We start from the raw sequence: 25,481 nt of genomic DNA, 5'->3' as shown, positions 1-25,481 counted from the left end.
GAGCCCCGACCAACTCCGGTGGCGACAGGGCAGTGGCCCGTCTCCGGTGCCGGAGCCGGGCGTGCGCGCCCGAGGTCGTGGACGTTTCCGCGTTGCGGATTGCTCTACCATCGGAACCAGCGGAAGTACCGAGTCGACTCGCGCACAGGCGCAGAAAGCGGGCCCGAATACACGTGGCCGGAATCGCAGCGGGTGGCGCCGCCGCCCAGCCCGGAGAACAGCCGACGCAGACCTCGAACGCGGAGTCGAAGGTCACCATCCCGGCAAGCTCGGTCCTCGCACTGGTCGGTTCACGGGACGAGAACCTCCGCGTGGTCGAAGACCTGCTCAACACAGATGTCCACGTCCGAGGCAACGAGGTGACGCTGTCGGGCGAGCCCGCGGAGGTCGCATTCGGTGAGCGGGTGTTCGCCGAACTGATCGCTTTGGTGTCCAAGGGCAACCAGCTGAGCCCGGACGCCGTCCGTCGAAGTGTGGCAATGCTCTCGGCGGACCACGGCGAATCACCGGCCGACGTGCTGAGCATGGACATCCTGTCCCGCCGGGGGCGGACCATCCGGCCCAAGACCGTGAATCAGAAGCGCTACGTCGATGCCATCGACGAGCACACGGTGGTCTTCGGCATCGGCCCGGCCGGTACCGGCAAGACCTACCTGGCGATGGCCAAGGCGGTTCAGGCGCTCCAGGCCAAGGAGGTCAACCGGATCATTCTGACTCGTCCGGCCGTCGAGGCCGGGGAGCGGTTGGGCTACCTCCCCGGGACGCTCTACGAGAAGATCGATCCCTACCTGCGGCCGCTGTACGACGCGCTGCACGACATGATCGACCCAGAATCGGTCCCCAAGCTCACCCAGGCGGGCACGATCGAGGTCGCTCCGCTGGCTTACATGCGGGGACGTACCCTCAACGACGCGTTCATCGTTCTCGACGAGGCGCAGAACACCACGCCGGAACAGATGAAGATGTTCCTGACCCGGCTCGGGTTCGGCTCCAAGATCGTCGTGACCGGTGACGTCACCCAGATCGACCTGCCGGGTGGTCAGCGCAGCGGGCTGAAGATCGTGCGCGAGATCCTCGAAGGTGTCGACGACGTGCACTTCTCGAATCTGGACAGCCAGGACGTCGTGCGGCACCGGCTGGTCACGGACATCGTCAACGCCTACGACCGCTGGCACGCCAAGGAAGAGGACGGGCGCTCCCAGCAGGCTTCGGGGCACAACGGACAGCAGCGACGAGGACACGGATGAGTATCGAGATCGCCAATGAATCCAGCATCGAGGTGCCGGAGTCCTCGATCGTCTCGGTGGCGCGGTTCGCGCTCGACAAGATGAGCGTCAGCCAGCTGGCGGAACTCTCGATCGTGCTGGTCGAACTCGACGTGATGGCCGATCTGCACGAGCGCTGGATGGATCTTCCGGGGCCGACCGACGTGATGGCCTTCCCGATGGACGAGTACGACTCCGCCCGCCGGCCCGATTCGGCGGGTGCCGGCCCGGAGCTGCTCGGCGACATCGTGCTCTGCCCCGCTTTCGCGAAGGACCAGGCGAGCAAGGCCGGACACGACCTCATCGACGAGCTGTACCTGCTGACCGTGCACGGCTCGCTTCACCTGCTCGGTTACGACCACGCCGAGCCGGAGGAAGAGCGGGAGATGTTCGGTTTGCAGAACCAGATCCTCGCCGACTACCGCGTCGCGAAGGAACAGGCGGAACGGGAATCCGCCCAGCACGCCGCGGATTCGCGGGTGCTGGGTGCCGTCGGATTGGAGTCCGAGGAACCCGCCGACGGCACGAGCTGAGCCCTCGGGCGGACCGCGGTGACGTGGTTCCGCCGGTGGCGGTGTGCCGCCGAGCCGCGAAACGGCCGGACCGAGCGGATGTCCACCGGCGCGGAAGGAATCGGGCAGGGCGTCCCGGAGAACGGGCTATGAGGCGGGGATCGTGTTTTCCAGTTCCATCCTGATGATGGTGTGGTCGGTGTTGCTGGTGTTGGCGGCGGGCGTGTTCGCCGCCGCCGATGCCGCGATCGGCGCGGCCTCCCGCGCACGGGTGGACGAGTTCGTCCGCGAGGGACGTGCTGGGGCGCGCCAGCTGGCTTCGGTTCTGGATGACCGGCCACGGCACGTGAACCTGCTGCTGTTGCTGCGTCTGGCCTGCGAGATGGCGGCGACCGTGCTGGTCACGCTGGTGGCCGTGCGGCTCGTGGAGTCCGACGCCGGTGCGGTGGCACTCGCGTTCCTGATCATGCTGCTCGCGTCCTACGTGCTCGTCGGCGTCGGCCCGCGCACGATCGGCCGCCAGCACCCCTACGGCGTCGGGCTGCGGCTGGCCGCCCCGGTGCGCGGGCTCGCCCGCGTGCTCAACCCGCTGACCAGGCTGTTGATCCTGATCGGGAACATGATCACGCCGGGCGTCGGTTTCCGGGAAGGGCCGTTCTCCTCCGAGGTCGAGTTGCGCGAGCTGGTGGACATGGCCGGGGAGCGCGGCGTGGTCGCCGCGGGCGAACGCGAGATGATCCATTCGGTCTTCGAACTCGGCGACACCATCGCTCGTGAACTCATGGTGCCGCGCACCGAGATGATCTGGATCGAGGCGACCAAGTCCGTGCGCCAGGGGCTGGCATTGTGCCTGCGCTCGGGGTTTTCCCGCGTTCCGGTGATCGGCGAGAGCGTGGACGACATCGTGGGCGTGGTCAACGTGAAGGACCTGGCCGCGGCCGTGGTCGAGGGCGGCAGCCTGCAGCAGGCCGGGCCGGACGTCGCCGAGCTGATGCGCCCCGCGAGTTTCGTCCCGGACATCAAGCGCGTCGACGAGCTGCTCAAGGAGATGCAGCTGTCCCGCGACCACATGGCCATAGCGGTCGACGAGTACGGCGGCACGGCCGGTTTGCTGACGATCGAGGACATCATCGAGGAGATCGTCGGCGAGATCACCGACGAGTCCGACCTGGAGGAACACCGGCCCGTGGAGCGGCTCGAGGACGGCACGGTCCGGGTCAGCTCACGGCTGCCGGTGGAGGACCTGGCTTCGGAGTTCGGCGTCGAACTCGACGACTCGGATGTCGAAACGGTCGGCGGCCTGTTGGCGCAACGACTCGGCCGGGTTCCGCTGCCGGGAGCCGAGGCCGAGATATCCGGCCTGCGGCTGCGCGCGGAAGGTGGGAAGGACCACCGGGGGCGGATTCGCATCAACGCTCTGCTGGTCCGGCGCTCGGAAGCAGAAGACGCACCGCAGCACGGTGCCGAGCAGGAAGGAAACAACACTCGTGGCTGACCAGGTAGAGGCAGCGGCTCCGGAGGAACTCGACTCCGAGGACAGCAAGATCGTGACCTTGGCGCGTTCGGCGCGGGCACGGACCGGTACGGCCGAAGGTGCGGCGGTGCGGGACACCGACGGCCGCACGTACGCCGCCTGCACCGTCGGATTGGCCGCACTGCGGTTGACGGCACTGCAGGCGGCGGTGGCGACCGCCGTCGCCAGCGGTGCCGAGGGGTTGGAAGCCGCCGCCGTGTTGACCGACGGCGCTGAGGTGGACGCCGAATCGATCGCGGCCGTGCGCGAGCTCGGTCCGAACGCGCTGATTCTGCGCGCCGACGGGCGGGGCGAGGTCGTGGGGTTGCTGCGGCCCTGATGCCGGTGCCGGGTGCGGGGCCGCTGTCACGGTCCCGCACCCGGCGGAGACAATGGTGGGGTGACCAGCACTCCTGACGCCCACCGCTCCGGGTTCGCCTGCTTCGTCGGACGCCCGAACGCGGGCAAGTCGACACTGACCAACAGCCTCGTCGGCTCGAAGGTGGCGATCACCTCCAGCAAGCCGCAGACCACGCGGCACGCCATCCGGGGCATCGTGCATCGTCCGGACGCACAGCTGATCATCGTCGACACACCCGGCCTGCACCGCCCGCGAACGCTGCTGGGGCAGCGGCTCAACGACCTCGTGTACGAGACCTGGTCCGAGGTGGACGTGGTCGGTTTCTGCGTTCCCGCCGACGAGAAGATCGGGCCGGGTGACCGGTACATCGCGGAGCAGCTGGCCAAGGTGGCACGGCGCACCCCGGTGGTCGGGATCGTCACCAAGACGGACCGCGCGACCAAGCAGCAGGTCGCCGAGCAACTGGTGGCGTTGCAGGAACTCATGGAGTTCGCCGACCTGGTGCCCGTCTCCGCGGTCGACGATTTCCAGATGGACACGCTTTCGAATCTGCTCGTACCCCACCTCCCAGAAGGCCCCCAGCTCTACCCGGACGGTGATCTGACCGACGAACCGGAGTCGACGCTGATCGCCGAGTTGATCAGGGAGGCCGCGCTGGAAGGCGTGCGCGACGAGCTGCCGCACTCCCTCGCCGTCGGCATCGAGGAGATGAACCTGCGCGAGGAGCGCGAAGACCTGATCGACGTGCACGCCCTGATCTACGTCGAGCGGCAGAGCCAGAAGTCGATCGTCATCGGCAAGGGCGGGGAGCGGTTGCGCGAGGTCGGTTCCCAGGCGCGCAAGCACATCCAGGCGCTGCTGGGCAGCAAAATCTACCTCGATCTGCACGTGAAGGTCGCCAAGGACTGGCAACGCGATCCGAAGCAGTTGCGCCGACTGGGGTTCTGATCACGTTTCGGGCCGGAATGTGAGCAAAGCACGGATGCTCGCAGCCGATCTCGGGTACGTTCCCGTGGCTGGGCGCAGTGCAGCCGAGCCCGACGGCGTATTTCAAGTAGTCAAAGGAACATCCCGTGAGCAGTCCCTACGGCGGTCCTCCGCCCGGCTTCGACCCGAACCAGTCCTACGGCCCACCTTCGGGCCCGCAACCGCAGCAGGGGTACGGCCCGCCCTCCGGGCCGCAGCCGCAGCAGCCCTACGGTCCGCCGTCCGGGCCGATGCAGCAGGCACCCTACGGCGCACCACCCGGACACGGGGGTCCTCCCGGATTTCACCCGGCGGGCCGGTTGGCGGGGTGGGGCACCCGGTTCCTCGGTTATCTCATCGACGCTGCCATCGCAACCGGCCTGCTCTTGGCGGTCGTGGCCCTGATCGTCCTGCTCGTCCTCATCGGCGTCTGGTCGGAAGACGACACGGTGATTGGCGTCATGGGCATCGTGGGGACCTTGCTCTACGTGGTGGGCCTGCTCGGCGTGACCGCGTTCTCGATCTGGAACCTCTGCTACCGGCGCGGCATCACCGGGCAGACCATCGGCCAGAAGAAGGTCAAGATCAAGCTCGTCAGCGAGTTCACGGCCCAGCCCATCGGGTTCGGGAACGCGTTCCTGCGGCAGCTTTGCCACATCCTCGACGGAATGGCCTGCAGCATCGGCTACTTCTGGCCGTTGTGGGACGAGAAGAACCAGACCTTCGCCGACAAGATCATGACCACCGTGGTCATCCACGGTGAGGCGGACGGCCAGGGAGTGCCGCCCACCGGCCCGCCCGCCCAGCCGGGCGCGTACCCGCCACCGGGCACCCCCGGCGGGGAATTCCAGTCGCCGGGCCAGCCACAGCAGTGGTGACCAGGCCAGTCAGATAGGGACGGACGCCCCGGTGTGAACCGGGGCGTCCGATCCGACGATGTGCGGGCGGTGTCCGCAAACGCCTCGAAGGGATCCGGCGGTGCAGGTGCGCGAGTACATCACGTTCCCGGTACGGCGGATGCCCCGGACGACCCGTCTGATCGCCGGAACCGGCGCGTTCGGCGTGGTGATCGGCACGGGATTGCTGCCGGTTCCGTGCCTGTTCTTGCTGCTGACCGGGTTGGACTGCCCGTTCTGCGGCGGAAGCCGGGCATCCGGTGCGCTGCTGCACCTGGATGTGGCGACGGCACTCGACCACAACGCCATCGCGGTGCTGGTCGTGCTCCCGCTGGTGATTGCCGTTCTGGTCGGTATGACGCGGGAGGAACTCGGGTACACGGCCGGCTTCTGGCCCGCCGGAAAGACCGGGACAGTGCTCGGGTACGCCCTGCTCGTCACGCTCGTTTCCTGGGGAGTCGTGCGAAACCTGCCGTTCCCGCCGTTCGAGGTCCTGCGCGCCTGAACCAGCCGCACCGGTACGAGTCGGGCCTGAACTCGGACGCGGCGGCACTCGGCTACCCGTCGCCTCGCGAGCGTGTCCCGGTCCGGTGTCGGTCCCGACCCCCGCGGGACGCTCGGTCTCAGCCCTGGCTGGCACCCATGTAGATCATGAAAGCGATGAATCCGAAGTAGGCCAGTGTGCCCAGGGTGAAGAAGCCGACGAGCACCCAGCCGATGATCACACCGGCCTTGGCCATTCCCTCGCCCTCGAACGCGCCCGGATTCGCGCGGATCTTTCGCAGGGCGCCGTGGCCGAGGAAGGCACCGATCAAGGACGTGACCCCGCAGGTGGTGATGCCTATGATCGACATGATCAGCGACGCGAGCGCCAGCGGCTCGGTTGGCCGCACGGGCGGTATCGGGTAGTGGCCGTACTGCCCGTACCCGGGCGGTGGCATCTGGTTTCCCATCGGTGCGGGCGGTGCGGGCGGTGCGGGCGGTGCGGGCGGTGCGGGCGGTGCGGGCGGTGCGGGCGGTGCGGGCGGTGCGGACAACGGATTCGCCGGGTTCGACGTCTCGCCGTTCCCGGACTGCGGTGTGGTCATCTCGTTCTCCAGTGGGCGGTCGATTCCGGCGCCGATCGGCGGGGTCAGTCGGCGCCGGGCTGCGGGCGATTCGTCACCGCCCGTTCGCGGGAGTGGGAGGTCAGGCGTTCTGCCATTCCGGGCCGAGGGCGCCGCTTCCCGCCAGGATCGCGAACACGATGAATCCGAGGTACAGCGCGACCGCCAGCCAGCCCGCCACGACACCGGTCATGGCCATGCCGTGTCCGGTCGCGTTCGGGTTCTTCTTGAGCTGGCCGAGCGAGACGTGGCCCAGGATCGCGCCGACGAGGCCGAGCAGAGGACCGCACCCGCACGGCGTCAAACCGACCAGCGCGGCGATCATCGCGGCAACGGCGGTGCCGTTCCGCCCCGGCTGGGCGGGATAGCCCGGATACGGCGCGGACCCCGCCGGAGGTGGTCCCTGCGGGTACTGCATGGAGCCGCCCGGATACGGCGGTGCCCCCGGCGGTTGCTGCTGGCCGGAATGGGGCTGTTGCCAACCGTACGGATCGGTCACGGGAGGGCTCCTGGATCGCTCGTGCACGTGTCACGGGTCGGACGTTGAACGGTCGTGGCGGGTTCCCCACGGTCTCGCGCCCTGGCTGGTATCGCCCCCGGATTCGGGAGGATGCGACCATGGACGGGTGAGCCTCTACCGGGATTCCGCGGTCGTTCTGCGGGTGCAGAAGCTGGGTGAGGCAGACCGGATCATCACCTTACTTACTCGTCGGTACGGCAAGGTACGGGCGGTCGCGAAGGGGGTGCGCCGGACTACTTCCCGGTTCGGCGCCCGCCTCGAACCGTTCTGCCACGTGGATGTGCAGCTCTACACCGGGCGAACCCTGGACGTGATCACGCAGGTGCAGACGCTGGACGCGTTCGGCGTGCACATCGTGGACGACTACCAGCGCTACACCACCGGTTGCGCCGTGCTCGAAACCGTCGACCGGCTCGCCGCCGAAGAGGAGGAGCCGGTCCTGCGGCTCCACCTGCTGGCCGTGGGTGCGCTGCGCGCCCTCGCCGGCCGTGAGCGCGACCCGTCGCTGGTGCTCGACGCGTTCCTCCTGCGGGCCATGTCCTACGCGGGGTGGGCGCCTGCCCTGGGCGAGTGCGCCCGCTGCGGGGTCGAAGGCCCGCACACCGCCTTCAGCGTTCCCGGTGGGGGTGCGATGTGCGTCGAGTGCCGACCCGCGGGGTCGGCTCGTCCCGCATCGGTCACGTTCGAGTTGATGCAGGCGCTGCTGCACGGGAACTGGCCGGTGGCCGAGGTCGCGGCAGATACTGCCCGGCGCGAAGCCAGCGGCCTGATCGCCGCCCACCTGCAGTGGCACATGGAGCGACAGCTGCGCTCGCTGCCGTTGGTGGAGCGGAAGGTGCCGGAACTCATCCGCGAGCGGGCCGCCGAGGTGGACGCGGACGGTGCGGCGGTGATCGCCGCTCCTCCTCGGGAGAACGGTTGATCGTTCGCAGTTGGCGTCCGCACGATGCCGAAGCGGTTCATCGGATCTGCGTGGCCACCGGCGACGGCGGAGACCCGGTCGGCACCATCCTGCGCGATCCCGACCTGGTCGCCTACGTATTCGCGGACCCCTACCTGCTGTTGCAACCGGAGATGGCGTTCGTCGCCGAGCACGACGGCGTGGTCATCGGCTACGTGGTCGCAGCCCTCGAAACCCGGGAGTTCTACGCACGCTGGCAGCTGGAGTGGGCACCGCGGTTCACGTCGAGTCATCCGGACGATCCCTGGTCCGACTCCCGCTACGCCGACAGCCAGCTCAGCGCGTTCCTGCACCGGCCACGGCTGATGTTGCCTGGGCAGCTCGACCGCTACCCCTCGCACCTGCACATCAACCTGCTGCCGCCGGCACGCAGGCGCGGAGTGGGACGGGTTCTGCTGCACACGGTCTTCGACGCGCTCGCCCGTGCGGGGTCGCCTGGCGTGCAGCTCGGGGTGCGTTCGAGCAACATCGGGGCACACGCCTTTTACCGTGCGACGGGGATGCATCGGTTGGCCGCCGACGAGCGGGTCGAACTGCGATTCGGCCGACCGTTGAATTCCGCCCCGGGTGACCACTGAACAGGTGAGTGCCGCCCTTCCGGAACAATGGCCCCATCGGGTGGCCCGTGTTGCCGGGTCATCACCTGTCCGAGCAGATGATCGAAGGGGTAGCCACACATGCTGCGACGCCGTGGGCGGGGTAACGACGAACCGAGCGCACGTGCCCCGGAGCCGCACAGCTCGGGTGCCCGGCCGCCGGAGCTACCACCGGAACTCGTGCCCCAGCACATCGCGGTCGTCATGGACGGTAACGGGCGTTGGGCCAACGAGCGTGGACTTCCCCGGGTCGAGGGACACAAGCGCGGTGAACAGGTGGTTCTCGAACTTGCGAGGGGAGCCATCGAGATCGGCGTGAAATGGCTGTCGCTGTATGCCTTCTCGACCGAGAACTGGAAGCGCAGCCCGGAAGAGGTCCGGTTCCTCCTGGGCTTCAACCGGGATGTCATCCGTCGCCGGGTCGATGAGCTCGACGACCTCGGGGTGCGGGTCCGATGGTCCGGCAGGCGCCCGAAGCTGTGGCGCAGCGTGATCAAGGAGTTGCAGTCGGCCGAGGTCCGGACACAACAGAACGAAGTCATGAACCTGACCATGTGCGTCAACTACGGTGGTCGGGCCGAGGTTGGTGATTCCGCGCGTGAGATCGCCAGGCTGGCCGCCGCCGGCAAGATCAACCCGGAGAAGGTGGACGAACGAACCGTGGCCCGGCACCTGTACCGACCGGAGATGCCGGACGTCGACCTGTTCATCCGTCCCTCGGGAGAGAAGCGGACTTCGAACTTCCTGCTTTGGCAGTCCGCCTACGCCGAGATGGTGTTCCAGGACACCCTGTTTCCGGATGTGGACCGTCGCCATCTGTGGCAGGCGTGCGAGCAGTACGCGGGTCGGGATCGACGGTTCGGTGGAGCCGTCGACAAGGCCGGGCAGGACGGGACAACCAGCGAAACCGTCCAGGAGGACATCTGATGACACAGGAGGCAGCCACTACCGCCGAGCTGCTGACAGCGGCGAAAGAGGCTTTGGAGACCTATCACGAAGTAAGCGTCGACGACGACGGAGCGTTGACCCTGCGGCACGCGGACGTGCCGTGCGCGGTTCAGGCGATGCAACTCGCGGAGGGGCTCACCGTGCTGAGCCTGACCTGCGTGGTCGCCTGGGATCTGCCGCAGAGCGATCGGCTGGCGCAGTCGACCGCCGAGCGTGCGGGGCAGGGGCTGTTCGGCACGCTGGGCGTGGTGCGCACCGAGCGCGGCATGGATGTGACGCTGCGCTACGCGTTCCCCGCTCAGGGAATGGATCCCACCCCGCTCGGCACGCTGCTGATGCTCGTGGTGTCCACGGCGTCCCAGCTGCGCGGTGAACTGCTGGCCGAGGTGGAAGGCCCGGCGGCGAGCGAGTGAACGTGATCGGCCGAGTGACCGGGCTATGTGATGCCCGGCCGGTGAACCTGTGCCGGTGAACCTGTGCCGGTGAACCTGTGCCGGTGAATCAGTCGGTGAATCCGGTCGGCGAGGGCCGAGGTTGCGGGGGCGGTTTCCACCGGAATCGATGTTCGGTTCCGGTGGAAATGGTCCTTCGCTTCCCCCTTCGAGCGACGCGCCGGCGTGTTCGCGGGCGGTGCCCGCGCCTGTCGGGTCCACCCCGAAGCTGGTTTTGATCAGGCATTCTCTCCGGAGCGGTCGCCGGTCGGTTGTGCGTCCGCGCGGTTCACCCGCGAGGATGCCAACGATTATCAATTCGGACTGGCACGATGGTCCGGTGACCACGACCGCTCGACCATCGAGTGAACGGCCCGTTCGCCCCCGCCGCAGGATCACCTCGCTCGAAGTCCTCTGCGGGGTGCTGCTCGCGGCAGTGGTTCTGCGGGGTTCGCTCGCCTCGATCCTCGACGTGCCCTCATTGCGAACCGGTGCGACGGTGTTCGTCGCGGTGTGTGTGCAGGCAATGCCGTTCCTCGTGCTCGGCGTGCTGATCAGCGGCCTGATCGCGGCTTTCGTGCCGCCCGCCGTCCTGCGCCGGATGCTTCCCGGACACACCGCCGCTGCCGTTCCGGTCGCCGGTGTGGCGGGGGTGGCGCTGCCGGGGTGTGAATGCGCCTCGGTTCCGGTTGCTCGGCGGTTGATGCAGCAGGGCGTCAAGCCCGCCGTCGCCCTCGCATTTCTGCTGGCCGCTCCGGCGGTGAATCCGATCGTGCTGGTCTCCACCGCGGTCGCCTTCCCGGCCGAACCGCTGATGGTGCTCGCGCGGTTCCTCGGATCACTGTTGACCGCCTGCGCGATGGGCTGGTTGTGGATGCGCGTCGGAAAGGCCGGCTGGATCGCCGAACGAGCGCTGCGGCGGTTCGAAGGTGGTCGCACCACCGGAAGTCGATGGGTGATGTTCGCCGAGAGCGCCCGGCACGATCTCGTGGAGGCCGGTGGATTCCTCGTTCTGGGCGGGCTGACCTCGGCGGTGTTCAACGTCGTCGTTCCCACGGCGTGGATGCACACGCTCGGCGGCCAATTCGTCCTCGCGGTCCTGATCATGGCGGTGCTCGCGGTGGTGCTCGCGCTGTGCAGCGAGGCGGACGCCTTCGTGGCCGCGTCCATGGCCGGGCTGCCGCTGATCCCGAAACTGGTGTTCCTGGTCGTCGGACCGGCGGTGGACGTCAAGCTGATCGCGATGCAGTCCGGAACGTTCGGGCGGGCGTTCGCGGCGCGATTCGCACCCGCCACCTTCGTGGTCGCCAACGCCAGCGCCCTCCTGGTCGGAGCGATCGTCCTCGGAGGTGCCTGATGCGGCGTGAAACTCAGAACGTATTGCTCGTCCTGCTGGGCGGGGCTCTGTTGAAACTGGCGTTGACCGGCGCGTACCTGCGCTACGTGAAGCCGTCTCTGCTGCCTTGGCTGGTGGTGGCGGGAGTCGTGATGGTACTGCTCGCGGCGTTCGCGATAGCCCACGACATCCGCCGTGCCGGACGCGATGCGAACGCGATCGGTGATGCCGCGGGGGAACCGGAATGCGCTGGACACGAGCACGGTTCCCGAAGCCCGTGGATGCTGCTGCTGCCGGTGTTCGCGGTCTTCCTCGTCGCCCCGCCCGCACTGGGTTCCGACTCCGTCCGACGAGCGGGTGACGTGGTAAGCACCCCGGAGCGTTCCGGCAGCGGTGCGATGTTCGAGGAACTGCCGCAGGACGGGATCCCGCTGCTGTCCGTTTCCGAGTTCGTCACCCGCGCGGTGTGGGGCGACGACGGAGTGATCGAGGAGCGACCGGTCCGGCTGCAGGGCTTCGTCGTGCCGCCCGAGACTCCTGGGGCTCCCGTGCGGCTTGCCCGGATGCGGATCAGCTGCTGCGCCGCCGATGCCTCACCTGTCCGAGTGGATCTCGCCGGGCGGGCAGCCGCCCGCATCGCCGAACTGCCCGCCGACACCTGGATCGAAGCGGTCGGCACCCTGCGGGCGGGCACGGCCACCGAAGCCAACGGCCAGGTTCCGACGTTCGAGCTGGTGCGCGCCCGGACCATCCCGGTGCCGTCGAAGCAGTACGAGTACTGAGACGTCCCGGTGAGCCGGGTCGCGAACCCGGCTCGCCACCGCGGTCAGCCGGAAGAGGCGCTTGCGCACTCCGGGCAGGTACCGAGGATTTCCACGGTGTGACTCACGTCCGAGAAGCCGTACTCGCGGGCGATCCGCTCGGCCCAATCCTCCACCGGAGGATCGGCCACCTCGACCGTTCGGCCACAGCGCCTGCACAGCAGGTGGTGGTGATGATGGCTGGAGCAGAGACGGTAGACGGCCTCGCCCGAATCGGTGCGCAGCACGTCGATCTCGCCCGCGTCCGCCAACGTCTGCAAGGTGCGGTAAACGGTTGTCAGGCCGATGCCCTCGCCCTTGCGGCGCAGCTGGTCGTGCAGCTCCTGGGCGGACCTGAACTCGTTGACCTCGCCGAGAAGCTTCGACACGGCGGCTCGTTGCTTGGTTGCCCGAAGCCCCGGAACGGCGGCTGAGGGGCGCTCGCCGGTGGTCACGCTGTTTCTGTCTCCTGTCGGCTTTGCTGGGTCGATTCAACCGACCGCGCTTGCGGACGCGTACCGGAGATCTCCTCCGCGTGCGTCGCGGCATCCACCACGATGTGCGCCAGGTGCTCGTCGACGAGGCGGTAGACGACTTCGCGCCCGTGCCGCTCGCCGTAGACGACCCCGGCGGCCTTCAACACGCGCAGGTGCTGGCTGATCAACGGCTGGGTGACGCCGAGGGTGTCGACGAGCTCGTGCACGCAACGTTCCGCGACCCGCAGTTGCAGGACGATCGCGATCCGGACGGGCGCCGCGAGCGCGCGCAGCAGTTCACCCGCTTCGACGAGAACCTGCTGGTCGCGAAGCGGCGCAGGTTGGACCGGTCCTCGATCGTGCGAGTGGACGTGTTCGTCCGAGGGAGGAAGGTGCCCATTGCTGGCCGCACTCGACCGGGCCGGTTCGGGAGCGGAGTCCGGACTGGCGGCGGGCATGGTTTCCTTTCCGGCGGTCCGGCAGGGCATCGCGCACGAGAATCGGGGCGATGGTCTCCGGGCGTGGAACGTGGAGTCGGTCTCCCGCACCATCCTACGGGTATCGCTACCGATGACCGGAACCTCGATGCCCCGGTACGGTGGCCGGGTGCTCGTCATCTGCCGGTTCGACGTCGCCGATCCCGAGGTTCCGGAGTTCCTGAACCAGGTCGAGCGTGCCCTGGAACTGCTGACCTCCTGCCAGGGGTGCGTCGGTGCCGAGCTGGCCAGGGCGACCGAAGACGTCGCCTCCTACGTCCTGTCGATGCGCTTCGAATCGCTGCGGGCGTACCGCCGCGCCATGTCGGGCATCGAGGTGCGCGAACACATGGTGCCGTTGTTGTCCCGCGCGCGGGTGGACGAGCACGCCGTCCACGAGTGCGTTCTGACCGCTTCCGACGGCCGGTCGGAACGACGTGCGAGCGTGTTGACGGAGGGCTCCGGCCCGATCTCCTGAGGTGCGGGGCGGCGCGTTCACCCGATCATGCGGGGTGGGGGCGTACGAGCCGCGGTCCGCATCGGTACGCTTGAAATCTCGGTATGACCTGCCCGTTCGCCGATCCCGGCCGAACGGTCCGGTTGCATCGTGTGACGGGCCAGTCGCGGAAGGCGACCAGCCGGTCGCAGCCAGCCCAGTCGTATCCCCAGTGATATTCCGGAGTAAACGTGCCCGCCGATCAGATCGACACGATCGTCAATCTCTGCAAGCGCCGTGGTTTCGTCTTCCCGTCCGGGGAGATTTACGGCGGTACCAGGTCGGCGTGGGACTACGGACCGCTCGGTGTGGAACTCAAGGACAACATCAAGCGGCAGTGGTGGAAGTCGATGGTCCAGGGCCGCGACGACATCGTCGGGCTGGACTCCTCGGTGATCCTGCCCAGGCAGGTCTGGCAGGCGTCCGGTCACGTCGGCGCGTTCCACGACCCGCTGGTGGAATGCACCTCGTGCCACCACCGGTTCCGTGGTGACCACCTCGCCGAGGACTACGCCGAGCGCACCGGCAAGGAGGTCGCCGAGGGCGACCTGTCCGACGTGCCCTGCCCGAACTGCGGCAACCGGGGTCAGTTCACCGAGCCCCGCGAGTTCAACATGATGCTCAAGACCTTCCTCGGGCCGGTGGAGAGCGAAGAGGGCATGCACTACCTGCGGCCGGAGACGGCGCAGGGCATTTTCATCAACTTCGCGAACGTGATGACCACCGCGCGCAAAAAGCCGCCGTTCGGCATCGGTCAGATCGGCAAGTCGTTCCGGAACGAGATCACGCCGGGCAACTTCATCTTCCGCACCCGCGAGTTCGAGCAGATGGAGATGGAATTCTTCGTCGAACCCGGTGAGGACGAGGACTGGCACCAGTACTGGATCGACCAGCGCACTCGTTGGTACGAGGACCTCGGCATCTCGTCGGACAACCTGCGGCACTTCGAGCACCCCAAGGACAAGCTGTCGCACTATTCGAAGCGCACGGTCGACGTCGAGTACCGCTTCCGCTTCTCCGGCGGTGAGTGGGGCGAACTGGAGGGCGTCGCCAACCGGACCGACTTCGACCTCAGCACGCACTCGAACCACTCGGGTGTGGACCTGTCCTACTTCGACCAGGCGAGCAACTCGCGCTACCGGCCGTACGTGATCGAACCGGCCGCCGGGGTGGGGCGGCCGATGATGGCGTTCCTGATGGACGCCTACCACGAGGACGAGGCCCCCAACGCCAAGGGCGGTGTGGACAAGCGGACCGTTCTGAAGCTGGACCGCAGGTTGGCGCCGGTCAAGGTCGCGGTGCTGCCGCTCTCGCGTAACTCCGATCTGTCGCCGAAGGCGAAGGACGTCGCAGCGACGTTGCGCAAGAACTGGAACATCGAATTCGACGACGCTGGTGCGATCGGTCGGCGCTACCGCCGCCACGACGAGATCGGAACGCCGTTCTGCGTGACCGTCGACTTCGATTCGCTGAGCGACCACGCGGTGACGGTCCGGGAGCGGGACACCATGGCTCAGGAGCGGGTCGCGATCGACAAGCTCGAGGAGTACCTGGCCCCGCGTCTCCTCGGCTGCTGATTGGTAGCAGTGCGCATGCACATCAGGCCGAAGCCCGTCATCACTTCGTGGTGGCGGGCTTCGTGCTCGAGCACTCCGGTTACAGCTCGTGGGCGGCATGTCTGGGACGATGTTCGGTGTGAGTCGTTCTCGTGCGGTTGATGCTGCGGATTACCGTCCCGGCAGCCTCGTGCGCCGTACCTTCTTCGGCATGTTCCTGGTGGCGTTGCTGGTCGTGGCCGGTACCGGGGTACGGGTGTGGCAGGTGGCGCGGGCCGATGACCGGCGACCGGTCGACATGGTCGTCGTCCTCGGTGCCGCCCAGTACCACGGCACGCCGTCGGACGTACTGCAAGCACGCCTCGAACAGGCGCTCGAGCTCTACGAAACGGGCATGACCGAGCACATCGTCACGGTCGGCGGACGCATGGACGGGGACGAGTTCACCGAGGCGGAAGCGGGCAAGAACTGGTTGATCGAGCACGGCGTCCCCAAGAGCAAGCTGGTGCGGGTCGACGAGGGCGAGGACACCCTGCGGAGCCTGAAGGCCGTCGCGGCCGTGGCGGAGCGGCGGAGCTGGGAGAGCACGCTGATCGTCAGCGATCCGTGGCACTCCCTGCGGGCGCGGACGATGGCCGGCGACTTCGGCTTGGAGGCTTGGACCTCGCCCACGCGATCAGGGCCGATGGTGCGGACGCGGGAGACCCAGTTCCAATACATCTTCCGGGAGACCGGTGCCCTGCTGTACTACCGGTTGACGCACGCGCCCGCCGAGATTTCCGGTGCCGGCCTGGGGTGACCCGGTCGGGCGGGTGGACGTCTCCCGGCGCCGTCGGCCGAGCCGTAGGCTTGGTCCGGTGAATTCCGCAGACCTTGGCCACCAGTTGTCCGGTTATGGTGGGCACGATCTCCACCGGCTGGTGCCCGAAGCACCGAAGGGCGGTTTGCACTCGGCGTCTTCCCCGGCGGAGCGCACGCCGTTCTCCCGGGACCGCGCGCGGGTGCTGCATTCGGCAGCGCTCCGGCGGCTGGCAGGAAAGACCCAGGTCATGGGCCCCGGTGAAGGCGATGTTCCGAGGACGCGGCTGACTCATTCGCTGGAGGTCGCCCAGATCGGCAGGGGCATCGCCGAGGAGCTCGGCGCGAACCCGGATCTGGTCGACACCGCGGGACTGGCGCACGACATCGGCCACCCCCCGTTCGGACACAACGGCGAGTGGGCGCTGAACGAGCTCGCGCAGAGCTGCGGTGGGTTCGAGGGCAATGCGCAAACGCTGCGGATCCTGACTCGCCTGGAGCCGAAACAGGTGGACACGGCGGGGGAGGGGCGTGGTCTCAACCTGACCCGTGCGTGTCTGGACGCGGCGACGAAGTACCCGTGGCCCAAGCGGCCGGGCAACACCAAGTTCGGGGTGTACGCGGGCGACCTCGAGGTCTTCGACTGGCTGCGCGAGGGTGCTGTCGCGGGCAGGCGGTGCCTGGAGGCGCAGGTGATGGATTGGTCCGATGACGTCGCCTACTCGGTGCACGACCTGGAGGACGGGGTGACCTCGCAGCGCATCTCGTTGCGCGCGCTGACCAGGCCGGACGAGCGCGCGGAGATCGTCGGCATGGCCGCGAAGCACTTCTGGCGCACTGGCGGCGACGGTGACGGGTCCGCAGTGGAGTTGTTGGAGGGCGCCGTCGACGGACTGGTGCGGTTGCCCGCCGTGGCCGAGGTGCTGGACTACGACGCCTCGCTGGGGGCACAGGTCGCGCTCAAGCGGCTCACCAGTGAACTCGTCGGCCGGTTCGTGGCGGCCGCCGTGACCGGGACCAGGGCGGAGTTCGGGCCGGGACCGTTGACCCGTTACGGAGCCGATCTGGTGGTTCCGGTGGGGGTGATGGCCGAGGTGGCGGTCCTCAAGGCGGTCGCGGTGCGCTACGTGATGAGCGATCCGGAGCGGCTGCGGGTGCAGGAGCGGCAGCGGGCGTTGTTGGCCGAGTTGGTGCTGGGGTTGGCCGAGCGAGCGCCTGCGGCGTTGGATCCGGCGTTGCGTCCGGCGTGGTCGGCGGCAGCCGGTGACGCGGAGCGGCTGCGGGTCGTGGTCGACCAGGTCGCCTCGCTCACCGATGCACAGGCGGTTACCTGGCATGCCACCTGCGTACCTAGGCATAGCCCAATCGTGTGAGCTACGCCAGATGGGGCAGCGACATAGCGTCATATTGGGCAGAATCCTTACTCAGGGTGTTGGCCGTTCTGACCCCCGACCTGAACGGATGAAACCCCGAGCTTGGCGGTGCGATCCCCGACGTCCCCGCGCCGCAAGGAGAACCCCCGATGGCCAACCGGCATTACATCCAGAAGCTCGTCGTCGGCGGCGAGCCGTACGTGAACACCGACAACCTGGCCGACTGGGTCAACGACCTGCGGTGGGGCGCCCCGGAAGCCCGCAACGCGGCCGAGTACATCGTGCAGGAACTGCGCTTGATGGGGTTGTCGGACATCGAGGAATCCCTGCGCTGACGAGCGCGGCACCGAACGACGCTCCGGTCGGGTCGAGCTCCCGACTCACCCGACCGGAGCGTTGACCACAACCGAACAGAGCACCGCCGCCGGACTCCCGACAGGCGGTCGGACTGGCAGACTCGGCGAAACCGAGCATCGTCGTTGAACGCGATCGTGCGCCACATCCGTCCACCGGCAAGCACCGGCACACCCCCGATCCGGATCGGAGTCCAGCGGCCGTGAACGAACACCTCGATTTCAGCCTGTCCCTGCACCGGCAGCTAGCGCCGGACCCCGACCGGGCCTTCTGCTGGTCGCCGTACTCGGTGGCCAGCGCGCTCGGACTGGCAGCCGCCGCCGCGAGCGGTCGGACGCGGGAGGAAGTGCTCACCGCGCTGCGTTCGACCAGTGGTGACGACGTGGCCGAGGTGCGAAAACTGCTCACCGGTGCGGCCACCCTCGACGAAGGGGGCCCGGCGGCCGAGTCACCCGAGCTGGCGGTGGCCAACACGCTGTGGGCCCACGAAAACCTGCCCATCGAGCAGGACTACCTGCGCGCACTGCAGGACTGGCCGGGCAGCGCGGTCCGCAACGCCCCGTTCCGGACCGACCCAGAAGAGGCCCGGCGGACGATCAACTCCGATGTCGCGGAAACGACCCGCGACCTGATCCCGGAACTGCTCGACCCGGGAACCGTGGACCCGGACACCGTGGCCGCCCTGGTCAACGCGCTCTACCTCAAAACGTCCTGGCGCGAGGCCTTCGACACCCAAGCGACCACCGAGCTGCCGTTCCTCACCCCGACCACGACCCGCGAAGTGCCCACCATGCGGGTCACCCGCCGGATGGGCTACGCCGCGGTCAACGGCTGGCGCGCGGTGAGTCTCCCCGCCGCGGGCGGAGTCGAAGGCGTGGTGCTGCTGCCCGACGCCGACCTGACCGCAGCGGAGGAGTCGCTGGACGCGCAGTCGCTCGGAAAGCTGCTGGACTCGATCGAACAGCAACGCGTGGAACTCCTGCTGCCCAAATTCGAGGTGGCGGGAAACGCCGAACTCCGAAGCGCGCTCGGCGCCCTCGGCGTGCACGCGTTGTTCACCCCCGCGGCGGACTTCTCCGCGCTTACACCCGAACGGCTGCGCATCTCGACGATGGTGCACGAATCGGTGCTGCGCGTGGACGAGAGCGGGCTCGAAGGCGCGGCAGCCACGGCGGCCATGATGCGCCTGACCTCCATCGTCACCGAACCCGACCCGATCCGCGTCCGGGTCGACCGGCCGTTCCTGTTCCTCGTGCGTCACCAGAACACCGGGGCCCTGTACTTCCTCGCGCGCATCGTCGACCCGTCCTGACCACCGCCGCGTTGCCCGCGCGAGCAACGCTGTCACGTTCTGCCGGCCTGTCCCGTCACCGGAGCAGAGGCTCGCGCGCAGGGCGGGGGCCGTGAACGAAGGGGCGAACATGCCGCGGATTCCGGAAGTGCTGGCACACCGGGCCGGCCGGTTCACCAGGCTGCTCTACCGCTTTGCCAAGCGTCGCTACGGTGTCGTTCCGCAACCGCTGAGCGTCACCGCGCACCACCGAAAGCTGCTGGTCGGCATGGGCATTGCCGAAGCAGCGGTGGCAAAGACAGCCACCGTCCTGCCCGCCGACCTGCGCGAGCTGGCCGTGTACCGGACCGCCACCCGGGTCGGGTGCTCGTGGTGCGCGGACTTCGGCGCCATGCTGCAGCGCGACGAGGGACTCGATGTGGAACGGCTGCGGAGGATCGACCACTACGCGACCTCCGACCGGTTCACCGAACTCGACCGATTGGTCATCGAGTACGCCGACGCCATGACCGACCAGCCGATGCGGGTCACCGACGAGCAGGTGGCCGAACTGGACCGGCGACTCGGGCACGACGGCATCGTCGAACTCACCTACATGATCGCGCTGGAGAACGAACGCGCCCGCTTCAACCACGCGCTCGGCATCACCTCACAGGGCTTCGCCTCCGGCGAAGCGTGCCGCGCCCCGACCCCCTGATCGGAGCGGCCCCGATGGGCCGGGCAGGCACCGGATGCTCCACTCCCTAGTCGCGCATCCGGGTGAGCTTGTCCGGGTTGGCGATGTGGAAGAACTCGGCGGGCAGACCGTCGCGGACGCTGAACACCGCGACGGACGGTGCGACCGCGAAACGTGCCGGGGTGCCCTCGGGGGTCCCCGGCACGAACACGCCGGGATCGCCGTTGACGAGCACCGGGCGACTGCCGCGGAAGAGGTCGTCGCCGTACTTGGACAGCAACCCCAGCGCGAACCGCGCCACCTTGTCCCGGCCGGCCACCGGGCGGCGCGCGGTGCGGGCCCTGCCGCCACCGTCGCCGTAGACGGTCACCCGCGGATGCAGGGCACGAGTGATGGCGTCGACGTCACGGGAGGCGAGCGCCGCCAGGAACGCCTCCAGCAGCTCCTGGTGTTCCGGACGTGGCACGCGCGGCGGGGGCACGTCGTCGGCCACCGCCCTCCTCGCGCGGGAAGCGTGCTGGCGGGCGGCCGCCACCGAGCAGTCGAGAATGTCCGCGATCTCGGAGAACGGCACCTCGAATCCATCGTGCAGCACGAACGACAGGCGCTGGTCGGGAGAGAGCTCGTCCAGCACCCGCACGGCGGCCAGCCGCATGTCCTCCCGAGACAGCACGGCATCCAGCGGATCCTGACCGTCCGGCGACGTCACGATCGGCTCCGGCAACCACGTGCCCACGTACTGTTCCCGACGCGCCGCTGCCGACCGCACCCGGTCCAGGCAGATCCGGCCGATGACGGTCGTCAGCCAAGCAGCCGGTTCGCGGATCTCCGAGCGCGCCGACTCGCTCAATCCGCTCAACCGCAGCCACGCTTCCTGCACGGCGTCCTCCGCGTCGGCGAGCCCGCCGGTGAGCCGGTAGGCGACCGCCAGAAGATGATCGCGGTGCGCCTCGAACCCGTAGGTCAGGAGGTCCTCGTCACTGGACACACCTCGATTCTGCCCGACCACGGGATCGGCAGGGCGATTTCGGCGCGGGGCGCCGACGGTGATCGCCGATCGGCTCCTAGACTGGCGGTGTGGCTGGCAGGATCCGGGAAAGCGACATTGCCGAGGTACGCGATCGCATCCGGATCGACGACGTCGTCGGTGAGTACGTTGCGCTGCGCAACGCGGGTGGCGGCGCGCTGAAGGGGCTGTGCCCGTTCCACGACGAGAAGACCCCGTCGTTCAACGTGCGCCCGAGCCACGGCACCTTCCACTGCTTCGGCTGCGGCGAGGGCGGCGACATCATCGCCTTCCTGATGAAGAGCGAGCACCTCGGATTCGTGGAATCCGTCGAGCGGCTCGCCGACCGCGCGGGCATCCAACTCCAGTACGAAGGCGGCGCGGCCCCCAGCAAGCAGGACCGGGGAATGCGCGCCCGCATGGTCGACGCCCACCGCGCGGCCGTGGAGTTCTACACCGAACAATTGCGCTCTCCGGAGGCGCAGAAGGCCCGCGAGTACCTCAGCGAACGTGGTTTCGACGAGGCGGCGGCCACCAAGTTCGGCTGCGGTTTCGCGCCCGGCGGTTGGGACAAGCTCACCAAGCACCTGCTGGCCAAGGGGTTCGAACTCGACGATCTCTACCAGGGCGGCCTGGCGAAGGAAGGCAGGCGCGGACCGATCGACCGGTTCCACCGCAGGCTGCTGTGGCCGTTGAAGGACCTCGCGGGCGACGTGGTCGGTTTCGGTGCGCGCCGGATCTTCGACGACGACCCGATCGAGGCCAAGTACGTCAACACCTCGGCCACCCCGATCTTCAACAAGTCGCAGGTGCTGTTCGGCATCGACCACGCCAAGCGCGAGATCGCCAAGCGGCACCAGGCGGTGGTGGTCGAGGGCTACACGGACGTGATGGCCATGCACCTCGCAGGAGTGCCGACCGCGATCGCCTCGTGCGGGACAGCGTTCGGCGACGAGCACATCGCGGTGCTCCGGCGCCTGATGATGGACGACGACGCCTTTCGCGGTGAGGTCATCTTCACCTTCGACGGTGACGAGGCGGGCAAGAAGGCCGCGTTGAAGGCCTTCGACGGCGAGCAGCAGTTCGCCACCCAGACCTACGTGGCCATCACCCCGGACGGCATGGACCCGTGCGAACTGCGCGAAGCCAACGGCGACGTGGCGGTCCGCGACCTCGTCGCCCGGCGGCGCCCGCTGTTCGAGTTCGCCATCCGCAGCCTGCTCAACGAGTACGACCTGGATTCGGTCGACGGTCGCGTCGACGCCCTCCAGCGAACCGTGCCGCTCGTCGCGCAGATCAAGGACGTCGAACGGCGGGACGGTTACGCGGTGCGACTCGCTGGCTGGGTCGGCTGGAACGACGAGAACCAGGTGGTCCGCCGGGTCCGGGAAGCGGCCAGCGGCGGCGGCCCCGCCAAACCCAAGCGGCGCGCACCCCGCAGCAACCCCGCACAGGAATCGCTCGGCACCGAGGTGGACCTGCCCAAGCGACCACCGCGGCACGACCCGTGCTGGTCCCAGCGGGAGACCTTGAAGGCGGCGCTGCAGGTTCCCGCGCTGGCGGGCCCGCTCTACGACTCGCTGCCGGAGGAGGCCTTCACCGAACCCGCCTATGCCGAGCTGCACCGCGCCATCCTCGCGGCGGGCGGAACGATGACCGGGCTGGCGGGTGCGGCCCTGATCGAAGCGGTGAGCCAGCAGTGCGAGAGCCAAGTGGCACGCAGCCTGCTCACGCAGCTCGCGGTGGAAACCCCGGACACCAAGTCGGAGGAGGACCACCGCTACGTGGCGGGCGTGATCGCGCGGCTGCAGGAGAACCTGGTGGGGCGCCAGATCGCTGACATCAAGTCCCGCGTGCAGCGGTTGTCGCCGCTGGAGAACGCCGACGAGTACCACGCGCTGTTCGGTGATCTCGTGGCTTTGGAGCAGTACCGCAAGGCATTGCTGGATCAGGCCATGGGTGGGTTGGTATGAGGAGTTCCTGGTTACGGCGGTTCGTCGCTCGCTTGAACGGCACGGAGTCGGTCCCGGAGGAGTTCGCCGCGCTGCTCGGCTCGGAAGAACGGGTGTTGGCCTCCGCGCGCACTCGGGACGGCCTGCTCGTGGCCACGCATCTGGGCCTGTGGGTTCCGGACGGCCCCCGGCGCGTCGGTTGGGACCTGATCAGCAAGGCCACCTGGAAGGACGGCGTGCTCACCGTCATCGAGGCCGAACACGATGGCTCGGCCGGTGATGCGGTGCTGCTGCGCGACCTGCCGCCGAGCCGGTTCGGCTTGGACCGCTCGGGTCGGCTGCCCGATGTGGTGCACGAGCGGGTCACGGGCTCGATCCGATCCAGCCACCACCGCGACCTGCCCGGTGGCGGGGCGTGGTTCGTGCAGCGCAAGGTGCCCGGCGAGGACGGGATAGTGCTGCAGGTCCGGGCAGACCCGGGTACGGACGAGACCGCGGTGACCGCCTTCGCCCACGAGATCGCGGACCGGTTGCGCCAGGCCAAGGAATCCAGCAGCTGACCCGCGAGCAGTACGGCTGTACGGTTAAGGGCATGTGGAATCCGGAGACGTACCTCGCGTTCAGCGATCACCGCGTTCGGCCCGCGCACGACCTGCTTGCCCGGGTGGGCGCGAGCAGTGCCCGCAGGGTCGTCGACCTCGGTTGCGGCGCGGGGAACCTCACCTCGCTGCTCACCGGCCGATGGCCGGAAGCCACGGTCGAGGCGACCGATTCGTCACCGGAAATGGTCAAGGCGGCCCGCTCGCGGGGTGTCGATGCCCGACTGGAGGATGTCCGGGACTGGCGGCCCCTGCCGGACACCGACGTGGTGCTGTGCAACGCGGTGCTGCAGTGGATCCCCGAACACCTCGACCTCATCCGCGATTGGCTCCCGCAACTGCCGCACGGGGCCTGGTTCGCGTTCCAGGTGCCGGGCAACTACGCGGCACCGTCGCACGCGCTGGTGCGGGAGCTGGTCGCCGAACCCGAGTGGCAGGATCTGGCAGAGGCGGTGCACGGGCCCGACGTGGTGCCGGATCCACTGGTCTACGCCGATGTCCTCGCGGACCTCGGCGCCACCGCGGACGTGTGGGAGACCACCTACGTTCAGCGCCTGAGCGGGGAGGATCCGGTCCTGGACTGGATCTCCGGTACCGCGTTGCGGCCGCTGCGCTCGGTGCTGGACGAGGATCGGTGGCAGCGGTTCCGCGGGCAGCTCGCTCCCCGGCTCCGGTCCGCTTACCCGCAGCGCAGCGACGGTACGACGTGGTTCCCGTTCCGCCGGATCTTCGTGGTGGCCCACCGCGGGTAGATCGAGGAGGGGGGGTGGGTGTGAGGGGCTGTTGGGCATGGGCTAAAGTAGTATCCATCAGCACGACGGAGCTGGTGAAAACAAAACATTCCTCCGTAGCTCAATGGCAGAGCATTCGGCTGTTAACCGAAAGGTTACTGGTTCGAGTCCAGTCGGAGGAGCCTGTGAAAAGGGGACACCGTTTCGGCGGTGTCCCTTTTTTCGCGTTCGGTGCAAGACTGGGTTGGCATGGTCGAGCGTCCCGTCGCGTGCCGTTTTCGCTCGTTCGGGCGGTCTGATGTCGGCGCGGTCAGGGTCGGGTAACGATCCCCGCCAACGTGACGATCCGATCCTTGTGGTGCGGAATCCACAGGAGGATCCCCGCAGTGTTTACGCAGGTCGACGCGATGAACAGTGCCGATTTGTGGACTGCAGGCTCGCTGGGGCGACCAACGTGACGCGTTCGTGATGCGTTAAGTACAACGTGACCGCCATTGCTCTCCGTCCTCGGAGTGGTGGTGCTTTTGTTTGAACGAGGACAACAGGACGGGGGAAAACAGATGTCCACACCCAGCATCGGCCGGGAACCACACTTCTCGATGCCGGACCTCTCGGCGGTGACCACGCTGCCGAAGCCGATCAAAGCCGTCGTCTACCTGATGATGTTGTCGGTTCTGACGGTCGCGAGCCTCGGGGCGCTGCTCACGACGGTCGTGATCATCGGTCAGCTTTCCGGTGCGTTCGACATCGTCATGTTCTTGTGAACGCGGGCCGAACAGCGTCCCCGACGGGGCCGGCGCACCGCAGCGGTGCACCGGCCCCGTTCGCGTGCGGGGGCTGAGCCCCCGGTTCACCTCGCAGCGACCCGCAGGCGAGCGGATCCTCGGACCCGAGAAACATTCCGCCGCGCGAGTCGCTACGATCACGCTCACAGCGTGCCTCACAAGGGCACCTGCAGGGGCAGTAGCTCAGCAGGTCAGAGCAGCGGACTCATAATCCGTCAGGTCGTCGGTTCAAATCCGACCTGCCCCACCTTCTGACCAGGCAGCTTGCATGGTCCTCGCTGGCGTCAGCCCCACCCACCCACCCAGCCAGCCTGGCTGGGGACCACCAGCCACAGGCTCAACTGCGGCGGCGACCGGCAACTTAACAGGGGAATTCACGACGCCCGAGGGGCATCTCACCGGGCACACGTGAACCCGCTGCCCCAGCCCCATGCCAGAGCAGGTGCCGCACTTGCTTGGCCGGCCGAGTGCGCCATCGCCCACCACACGCGCCCGAACTGTGTGCACTACATCGCTGGCGCCCTTCAGGCGCCCTGTCATCCGGGCCGCGATGGCGCGGTATGCGTCTCTGCGATTCTGGACGAACACGACGGTGGCCGTTGGTAGATTTGCGCTGCCTCTGATCTTGCTGAACAGGACAGGAATTTAGTGCCTTCCGACGACATGTTGCCTCAAGAGGAGTCGCCAACTTCCCCGAACCG

29 protein-coding genes and 2 tRNA genes are annotated in these 25,481 nt (G+C 68.2%); 26 read left to right on the top strand and 5 right to left on the bottom strand.

What is annotated here, in order from left to right; all coding sequences use genetic code 11:
* The first annotated feature begins 173 nt into the window (after window positions 1–173).
* The 7 genes from ACYVAN_RS21055 to ACYVAN_RS21025 all read left to right on the top strand — a co-directional run bounded on the left by ACYVAN_RS21055 (window position 174) and on the right by ACYVAN_RS21025 (window position 6,018).
* Window positions 174–1,247 (top strand): PhoH family protein, encoded by a 1,074-nt coding sequence (locus ACYVAN_RS21055; RefSeq protein ID WP_460962247.1) that lies wholly within the window; start codon window positions 174–176, stop codon window positions 1,245–1,247.
* Window positions 1,244–1,798 (top strand): rRNA maturation RNase YbeY, encoded by a 555-nt coding sequence (gene ybeY, locus ACYVAN_RS21050; RefSeq protein WP_460962245.1) that lies wholly within the window; start codon window positions 1,244–1,246, stop codon window positions 1,796–1,798. The genes ACYVAN_RS21055 and ybeY overlap by 4 nt, the downstream gene beginning before the upstream one ends.
* A gap of 142 nt (window positions 1,799–1,940) precedes the next feature.
* Window positions 1,941–3,272, top strand: coding sequence for a hemolysin family protein (locus ACYVAN_RS21045; protein WP_460962243.1), 1,332 nt, complete (start codon window positions 1,941–1,943; stop codon window positions 3,270–3,272).
* On the top strand, window positions 3,265–3,630 hold the full coding sequence (locus tag ACYVAN_RS21040) for a hypothetical protein (protein WP_460962241.1): 366 nt from the start codon (window positions 3,265–3,267) through the stop codon (window positions 3,628–3,630). The genes ACYVAN_RS21045 and ACYVAN_RS21040 overlap by 8 nt, the downstream gene beginning before the upstream one ends.
* Before the next feature lie 60 nt (window positions 3,631–3,690).
* On the top strand, window positions 3,691–4,599 hold the full coding sequence (era, locus tag ACYVAN_RS21035) for a GTPase Era (RefSeq protein ID WP_460962239.1): 909 nt from the start codon (window positions 3,691–3,693) through the stop codon (window positions 4,597–4,599).
* Between the two features lie 125 nt (window positions 4,600–4,724).
* The gene (locus tag ACYVAN_RS21030; RefSeq protein WP_460962237.1) at window positions 4,725–5,495 is read left to right on the top strand and encodes an RDD family protein; all 771 of its coding nucleotides are present in this window, start codon (window positions 4,725–4,727) and stop codon (window positions 5,493–5,495) included.
* A gap of 100 nt (window positions 5,496–5,595) precedes the next feature.
* Window positions 5,596–6,018 (top strand): DUF2752 domain-containing protein, encoded by a 423-nt coding sequence (locus ACYVAN_RS21025; protein WP_460962235.1) that lies wholly within the window; start codon window positions 5,596–5,598, stop codon window positions 6,016–6,018.
* A gap of 118 nt (window positions 6,019–6,136) precedes the next feature.
* Here ACYVAN_RS21025 and ACYVAN_RS21020 read toward each other — a convergent pair whose 3' ends face one another.
* Entirely contained in the window at window positions 6,137–6,601 is a 465-nt protein-coding gene (locus ACYVAN_RS21020) for a DUF4190 domain-containing protein (protein ID WP_460962233.1), read from the bottom strand.
* Between the two features lie 100 nt (window positions 6,602–6,701).
* Window positions 6,702–7,118, bottom strand: a complete 417-nt coding sequence (locus tag ACYVAN_RS21015) for a DUF4190 domain-containing protein (protein ID WP_460962231.1) — start codon at window positions 7,116–7,118, stop codon at window positions 6,702–6,704.
* A gap of 127 nt (window positions 7,119–7,245) precedes the next feature.
* Here ACYVAN_RS21015 and recO point away from each other — a divergent pair, with 127 nt between their 5' ends.
* From recO to ACYVAN_RS20985, 6 genes are all read left to right on the top strand, one after another.
* Window positions 7,246–8,061, top strand: coding sequence for a DNA repair protein RecO (gene recO, locus ACYVAN_RS21010; RefSeq protein WP_460962229.1), 816 nt, complete (start codon window positions 7,246–7,248; stop codon window positions 8,059–8,061).
* Window positions 8,058–8,678: a GNAT family N-acetyltransferase gene (locus ACYVAN_RS21005; protein ID WP_460962227.1), complete on the top strand. Its 621-nt coding sequence runs from the start codon at window positions 8,058–8,060 to the stop codon at window positions 8,676–8,678. The genes recO and ACYVAN_RS21005 overlap by 4 nt, the downstream gene beginning before the upstream one ends.
* Before the next feature lie 99 nt (window positions 8,679–8,777).
* Window positions 8,778–9,623: an isoprenyl transferase gene (locus ACYVAN_RS21000; protein WP_460962225.1), complete on the top strand. Its 846-nt coding sequence runs from the start codon at window positions 8,778–8,780 to the stop codon at window positions 9,621–9,623.
* Window positions 9,623–10,057, top strand: a complete 435-nt coding sequence (locus ACYVAN_RS20995) for a hypothetical protein (RefSeq protein ID WP_460962224.1) — start codon at window positions 9,623–9,625, stop codon at window positions 10,055–10,057. Before ACYVAN_RS21000 ends, ACYVAN_RS20995 begins: the two co-directional genes overlap by 1 nt.
* 358 nt (window positions 10,058–10,415) lie before the next feature.
* A complete protein-coding gene (locus ACYVAN_RS20990; RefSeq protein ID WP_460962222.1) occupies window positions 10,416–11,432 on the top strand; it encodes a permease in 1,017 nt (338 codons plus the stop codon).
* Window positions 11,432–12,193, top strand: coding sequence for a TIGR03943 family putative permease subunit (locus tag ACYVAN_RS20985; protein WP_460962220.1), 762 nt, complete (start codon window positions 11,432–11,434; stop codon window positions 12,191–12,193). The genes ACYVAN_RS20990 and ACYVAN_RS20985 overlap by 1 nt, the downstream gene beginning before the upstream one ends.
* 44 nt (window positions 12,194–12,237) lie before the next feature.
* On the opposite strand, the gene ACYVAN_RS20980 is transcribed toward ACYVAN_RS20985, so the two are convergent.
* On the bottom strand, window positions 12,238–12,666 hold the full coding sequence (locus ACYVAN_RS20980; protein ID WP_460962218.1) for a Fur family transcriptional regulator: 429 nt from the start codon (window positions 12,664–12,666) through the stop codon (window positions 12,238–12,240).
* Window positions 12,663–13,145: an ArsR/SmtB family transcription factor gene (locus ACYVAN_RS20975; protein ID WP_460962216.1), complete on the bottom strand. Its 483-nt coding sequence runs from the start codon at window positions 13,143–13,145 to the stop codon at window positions 12,663–12,665. The genes ACYVAN_RS20980 and ACYVAN_RS20975 overlap by 4 nt, the downstream gene beginning before the upstream one ends.
* Here ACYVAN_RS20975 and ACYVAN_RS20970 point away from each other — a divergent pair.
* From ACYVAN_RS20970 to ACYVAN_RS20940, 7 genes are all read left to right on the top strand, one after another.
* Entirely contained in the window at window positions 13,144–13,641 is a 498-nt protein-coding gene (locus tag ACYVAN_RS20970) for an antibiotic biosynthesis monooxygenase family protein (protein ID WP_460962214.1), read from the top strand. The genes ACYVAN_RS20975 and ACYVAN_RS20970 overlap by 2 nt on opposite strands.
* 209 nt (window positions 13,642–13,850) lie before the next feature.
* Window positions 13,851–15,236 (top strand): glycine--tRNA ligase, encoded by a 1,386-nt coding sequence (locus ACYVAN_RS20965; protein WP_460962213.1) that lies wholly within the window; start codon window positions 13,851–13,853, stop codon window positions 15,234–15,236.
* A gap of 118 nt (window positions 15,237–15,354) precedes the next feature.
* Window positions 15,355–16,014: a YdcF family protein gene (locus ACYVAN_RS20960; RefSeq protein ID WP_460962211.1), complete on the top strand. Its 660-nt coding sequence runs from the start codon at window positions 15,355–15,357 to the stop codon at window positions 16,012–16,014.
* Window positions 16,015–16,072: 58 nt separating this feature from the next.
* Entirely contained in the window at window positions 16,073–17,386 is a 1,314-nt protein-coding gene (locus ACYVAN_RS20955; protein WP_460962209.1) for a deoxyguanosinetriphosphate triphosphohydrolase, read from the top strand.
* Window positions 17,387–17,535: 149 nt separating this feature from the next.
* Window positions 17,536–17,721 (top strand): hypothetical protein, encoded by a 186-nt coding sequence (locus ACYVAN_RS20950; protein WP_460962207.1) that lies wholly within the window; start codon window positions 17,536–17,538, stop codon window positions 17,719–17,721.
* Window positions 17,722–17,942: 221 nt separating this feature from the next.
* The gene (locus tag ACYVAN_RS20945; protein WP_460962205.1) at window positions 17,943–19,052 is read left to right on the top strand and encodes a serpin family protein; all 1,110 of its coding nucleotides are present in this window, start codon (window positions 17,943–17,945) and stop codon (window positions 19,050–19,052) included.
* 109 nt (window positions 19,053–19,161) lie between these two features.
* On the top strand, window positions 19,162–19,728 hold the full coding sequence (locus tag ACYVAN_RS20940; RefSeq protein ID WP_460962203.1) for a carboxymuconolactone decarboxylase family protein: 567 nt from the start codon (window positions 19,162–19,164) through the stop codon (window positions 19,726–19,728).
* Between the two features lie 46 nt (window positions 19,729–19,774).
* Here the strand turns inward: ACYVAN_RS20940 and sigJ are convergent, their stop codons facing one another.
* Complete coding sequence (gene sigJ / locus ACYVAN_RS20935) at window positions 19,775–20,695, bottom strand: RNA polymerase sigma factor SigJ (RefSeq protein WP_460962201.1); 921 nt, start codon at window positions 20,693–20,695, stop codon at window positions 19,775–19,777.
* Between the two features lie 89 nt (window positions 20,696–20,784).
* On the opposite strand from sigJ, the gene dnaG reads away from it, so the two are divergent.
* The 6 genes from dnaG (at window position 20,785) to ACYVAN_RS20905 (ending at window position 25,027) form a co-directional block, all read left to right on the top strand.
* Window positions 20,785–22,686, top strand: coding sequence for a DNA primase (gene dnaG / locus ACYVAN_RS20930; RefSeq protein ID WP_460962199.1), 1,902 nt, complete (start codon window positions 20,785–20,787; stop codon window positions 22,684–22,686).
* Window positions 22,683–23,225 carry a hypothetical protein gene (locus tag ACYVAN_RS20925; protein WP_460962197.1) on the top strand — a complete coding sequence of 181 codons (543 nt, stop codon included), beginning with the start codon at window positions 22,683–22,685 and terminating at the stop codon, window positions 23,223–23,225. Before dnaG ends, ACYVAN_RS20925 begins: the two co-directional genes overlap by 4 nt.
* Before the next feature lie 32 nt (window positions 23,226–23,257).
* Entirely contained in the window at window positions 23,258–24,016 is a 759-nt protein-coding gene (locus ACYVAN_RS20920; protein ID WP_460962195.1) for a trans-aconitate 2-methyltransferase, read from the top strand.
* A gap of 89 nt (window positions 24,017–24,105) precedes the next feature.
* Window positions 24,106–24,177: transfer RNA gene (locus tag ACYVAN_RS20915), tRNA-Asn, on the top strand.
* 378 nt (window positions 24,178–24,555) lie between these two features.
* Window positions 24,556–24,759, top strand: a complete 204-nt coding sequence (locus ACYVAN_RS20910; RefSeq protein WP_460962193.1) for a hypothetical protein — start codon at window positions 24,556–24,558, stop codon at window positions 24,757–24,759.
* Between the two features lie 193 nt (window positions 24,760–24,952).
* Window positions 24,953–25,027, top strand: a tRNA-Ile gene (locus tag ACYVAN_RS20905).
* Window positions 25,028–25,481 lie beyond the last annotated feature (454 nt).

This window comes from Parasphingorhabdus pacifica (assembly GCF_054779195.1).
This window is presented reverse-complemented; position numbering and strand designations above follow the sequence as displayed.

Coding starts and splice junctions, on each gene's coding strand:
- ACYVAN_RS20925 (WP_460962197.1), top strand. CDS start 22,683: ATGAGGAGTTCCTGGTTACGGCGGTTCGTCGCTCGCTTGAACGGCACG.
- ACYVAN_RS21000 (WP_460962225.1), top strand. CDS start 8,778: ATGCTGCGACGCCGTGGGCGGGGTAACGACGAACCGAGCGCACGTGCC.
- ACYVAN_RS20970 (WP_460962214.1), top strand. CDS start 13,144: ATGGTTTCCTTTCCGGCGGTCCGGCAGGGCATCGCGCACGAGAATCGG.
- ACYVAN_RS20940 (WP_460962203.1), top strand. CDS start 19,162: ATGCCGCGGATTCCGGAAGTGCTGGCACACCGGGCCGGCCGGTTCACC.
- ybeY (WP_460962245.1), top strand. CDS start 1,244: ATGAGTATCGAGATCGCCAATGAATCCAGCATCGAGGTGCCGGAGTCC.
- ACYVAN_RS20950 (WP_460962207.1), top strand. CDS start 17,536: ATGGCCAACCGGCATTACATCCAGAAGCTCGTCGTCGGCGGCGAGCCG.
- ACYVAN_RS20995 (WP_460962224.1), top strand. CDS start 9,623: ATGACACAGGAGGCAGCCACTACCGCCGAGCTGCTGACAGCGGCGAAA.
- ACYVAN_RS20975 (WP_460962216.1), bottom strand. CDS start 13,145: ATGCCCGCCGCCAGTCCGGACTCCGCTCCCGAACCGGCCCGGTCGAGT.
- ACYVAN_RS20920 (WP_460962195.1), top strand. CDS start 23,258: ATGTGGAATCCGGAGACGTACCTCGCGTTCAGCGATCACCGCGTTCGG.
- ACYVAN_RS20910 (WP_460962193.1), top strand. CDS start 24,556: ATGTCCACACCCAGCATCGGCCGGGAACCACACTTCTCGATGCCGGAC.
- ACYVAN_RS20985 (WP_460962220.1), top strand. CDS start 11,432: ATGCGGCGTGAAACTCAGAACGTATTGCTCGTCCTGCTGGGCGGGGCT.
- ACYVAN_RS21020 (WP_460962233.1), bottom strand. CDS start 6,601: ATGACCACACCGCAGTCCGGGAACGGCGAGACGTCGAACCCGGCGAAT.